General features: G+C 50.0%; 4 protein-coding genes, 1 other RNA gene and 1 pseudogene. 2 read left to right on the top strand and 4 right to left on the bottom strand.

Features of this window, described 5'->3' with window-relative positions:
• Window positions 1-92: 92 nt before the first annotated feature.
• A complete protein-coding gene (locus BBW68_RS02365) occupies window positions 93-380 on the bottom strand; it encodes an RnfH family protein (RefSeq protein WP_070133846.1) in 288 nt (95 codons plus the stop codon).
• The gene (locus BBW68_RS02360; protein ID WP_070133845.1) at window positions 373-807 is read right to left on the bottom strand and encodes a type II toxin-antitoxin system RatA family toxin; all 435 of its coding nucleotides are present in this window, start codon (window positions 805-807) and stop codon (window positions 373-375) included. Before BBW68_RS02360 ends, BBW68_RS02365 begins: the two co-directional genes overlap by 8 nt.
• 160 nt (window positions 808-967) lie before the next feature.
• On the opposite strand from BBW68_RS02360, the gene smpB reads away from it, so the two are divergent.
• Both smpB and ssrA read left to right on the top strand, forming a co-directional pair.
• Entirely contained in the window at window positions 968-1,450 is a 483-nt protein-coding gene (gene smpB, locus BBW68_RS02355) for an SsrA-binding protein SmpB (RefSeq protein ID WP_070133844.1), read from the top strand.
• A 49-nt stretch (window positions 1,451-1,499) separates the two neighbouring features.
• Window positions 1,500-1,861, top strand: a transfer-messenger RNA (tmRNA) gene (gene ssrA, locus BBW68_RS02350).
• A gap of 92 nt (window positions 1,862-1,953) precedes the next feature.
• Here the strand turns inward: ssrA and BBW68_RS18645 are convergent.
• Together BBW68_RS18645 and BBW68_RS19400 are read right to left on the bottom strand one after the other, a co-directional pair.
• A complete protein-coding gene (locus BBW68_RS18645) occupies window positions 1,954-2,559 on the bottom strand; it encodes a BRO-N domain-containing protein (protein WP_070133843.1) in 606 nt (201 codons plus the stop codon).
• A gap of 117 nt (window positions 2,560-2,676) precedes the next feature.
• Window positions 2,677-3,027: pseudogene (locus BBW68_RS19400) on the bottom strand (transposase); the annotation flags it as partial.

Below are 3,027 nucleotides of genomic sequence, written 5' to 3'. Positions count from 1 at the left end.
CTTTGCAACAGTGCCGGTTTAAGTATGTCCAACTTCTGGGGTTCAGTTCAATTTTCCGGTCGGTCGATAAAAAATAAGGTGCTCAATGCGCCTTATTTTTTATCGGCCCGTTCCGCCCGCTGGCGGCGCAGATCTTTCGGGTCGGCAATCAGCGGCCGATAGATTTCGATGCGGTCACCGCTTTGCACCTCATCATGCAGCTTCACCGGGCGACTGAAAATCCCTACCTTGTTCTCCTGCAAACTGATATCGCTGCGTATCTCCAGCAGGCCGGAAGCGATAATTGCCTGCTCTACGCTGCTGCCTTCCGGCACTTTGACTCTGTAAAGATACTGCTTGTCCGGTAGTGCATACGCCACCTCCACCACGATATCAGGCACTGTAGACCTCTTTTGCCCGCTGGGTAAACGCTTGCACCATGCTGCTGGTCAGTTCTTTAAAGATGCGGCCAAATGCCAGTTCAACCAGCATGTTGGTGAACTCAAAGTCCAGATTCAGCTCAACTTTGCAGGCATCTTCGCTTAGCGTAGTAAAACACCAGCCGCCGGTTAGCTTGCGGAACGGGCCATCAATCAGCTGCATATGGATACTTTGATTATCGGTCAGCATATTGCGGGTGATGAAGGTTTTACTGATACCTGCTTTGGAGACGTCAACTGAAGCGGTCATTTGGTCATCGCTGGCGTCCAGCACCCGGCTACCGGTGCAGCCCGGTAAAAATTGCGGATAGCTATCAACATCGTTAACTAAGCGGTACATCTGCTCAGCACTGTACGGCACCAGCGCGGAACGACCAATCTGGGACATAACGATTCCTGTAAATTTCTAGAACTTATCAATAATACCATTGCCAGCAATCAAACAAAAATTCTCTCCGGCCGGACATCTGCTAGAATACGCGTTTCCCCCGCTGGTAACGTTACAGGGGATGCCATTAATCACAGCTTCATGTAAACTAAGTGGCACTATGACAAAGAAAAAAGCACATAAACCCGGTTCCGCTACCATTGCCATGAACAAGCGCGCCCGCCATGAATACTTGATCGAAGAAGAGTTCGAAGCCGGGCTTTCGCTCCAAGGATGGGAAGTCAAAACTCTCCGCGCCGGTAAGGCTAACATCAGCGACAGCTACATTATGTTGCGCGATGGCGAAGCTTACCTGTTCGGGTCAACTTTCCAACCTTTGAGCGTCGCCTCTACGCATTATGTCTGCGACCCGACACGCAGCCGCAAGCTGCTGCTAAAGAAACGCGAGCTCGACACTCTGATTGGTAAAGTTAACCGCGATGGTTACACCATTATTGCACTGTCGATGTACTGGAAAAACGTCTGGGCTAAGCTGAAAATTGGCCTAGCAAAAGGTAAGCGCGAGCACGACAAGCGCGATGACATCAAAGATCGTGAGTGGAAATTAGACAAAGCACGTATCATGAAACATGCTAATCGCTAATCTACTGGTACAGTAACAGGTTTTTCTGATATACTGCGAAACAGTACTTGGGGCTGATTCTGGATTCGACAGGATTTGCGTAGCCCTAGGAGCATGCCGAGGGGCGGTTTGCCTCGTAAAAAGCCGCAAAAAATAGTCGCAAACGACAAAGACTACGCACTAGCAGCTTAATACCCTGCTCAGGGCCTTCTCTCCCTAGCTTCCGTTCTTAAGACGGGGATCAAGAGAAGTCAAACCCAAAAGAACTCGTGTGGATACCCAGCTTGGGGTTGAAGCACTAAAACTAATCAGGCTAGTTTGTCAGTGGCGTGTCTGTCCGCAGCTGGCTGGCGAATGTAAAGACTGACTAAGCATGTAGTGCCGACGGTGTAGTAATTCTGGACGGGGGTTCAAATCCCCCCAGCTCCACCAAATAAAACAAGGGGTTACGAGAAATTGTAACCCCTTTTTCTTTGCAGTGGCGGCAAAATGGCGGCAGTCTAAAACTGCTCTGCTTCATGTCATTATCGTAATAGCAGGCCCAAAGCTGTGGCCTTTTCATATTCGGTCATCGTTCCGATTAACTGTGTAACAGCGGCAGACGTGTGAATTTCATCTGTTACAAAGTGCTTGTACTCAAAACTCGCATGATGCGTAATCCCGCAGTTTGGATTGACGCACTGCACATGCATGACTGTTTCCATGCGGTGCAATTTCTTCAACTGGATAATTTTCGCCTGAGAGTCGCATTCAGGGCACCGCAGATTAAGCCTTTTTTTAACTGGCGATAATTCCGTTTGCGAATCCCGTTCAAGAATATTCAACACCCAACGCCTAAATTCTTTCGCAACAGGCGTTCTTGAGAACATGGCCAACAGGTGAGCGCCGCGAAGTGAGAATATCCGCACTCTTTTTCGCAGATTTCCCGAGGTCACTGATTCAATGACCTCGGACATTGCGGAGGTAAACTCGTCTGAGTTTTTGTTATAAATGTTGGTGATTGATTTCACATTGGCGTACTGAAGCGCCCCGGCCAGATCTGTAGCAGTAAACCAAATCTGCCCTTTTCTTTTTGTGGTAGTTAACGTTGTTTCATGGAATACCAGTTCCGTTTTTGCTACATTCTTCATGTCTATTTCCTTGCTTGGATTGGACAAAACTGAGGCCCTGACTGTTCGCGCAGTTGGGTCGAGTCCGTCAAGGTGGTGTAAATTCAGATCCAGCCTTCCGGTCCGGTAATATGTCTGTTAAGCGCTGAGTGGCAGCGCCTCGATCACATCGTTTTCAGCGGTCTGCTCTATCTCCGCCATGCTGTGCTGCGGCAGGTAGCGGTTCTGCAACAGCCATTCTTCGTTCTGCTCCGTCAGCACCGCACCCAGAAGCCGGATTATGCTCTCTTCGTTGGGGAAGATGCCCACCACATCGGCACGCCGCTTTACCTCTTTATTCAGGCGCTCCAGCGTGTTCGTCGAGTGAATTTTCACCCGGTGCGCTCCCGGGAACCCGAAGTACGCCAGCCCCTCCGCCTCCGCTTTGTCCATCATCTCTGTGACTGCCGGGAAGTTCTTTCCAGCTGGGCCGCGACCTCGCGCCAGGTG

Source organism: Candidatus Erwinia dacicola (assembly GCF_001756855.1).
In the GTDB taxonomy this organism is placed as follows: Bacteria; Pseudomonadota; Gammaproteobacteria; order Enterobacterales; family Enterobacteriaceae; genus Erwinia; species Erwinia dacicola.
Note: the sequence above shows the minus strand (reverse complement) of the source record. Positions and strands in the feature narration are given on the sequence as shown.

Bases quoted from the DNA above. Each gene is read 5' to 3' on its own strand.
- BBW68_RS18645 (WP_070133843.1), bottom strand. From the start codon at position 2,559: ATGAAGAATGTAGCAAAAACGGAACTGGTATTCCATGAAACAACGTTA.
- smpB (WP_070133844.1), top strand. From the start codon at position 968: ATGACAAAGAAAAAAGCACATAAACCCGGTTCCGCTACCATTGCCATG.
- BBW68_RS02360 (WP_070133845.1), bottom strand. From the start codon at position 807: ATGTCCCAGATTGGTCGTTCCGCGCTGGTGCCGTACAGTGCTGAGCAG.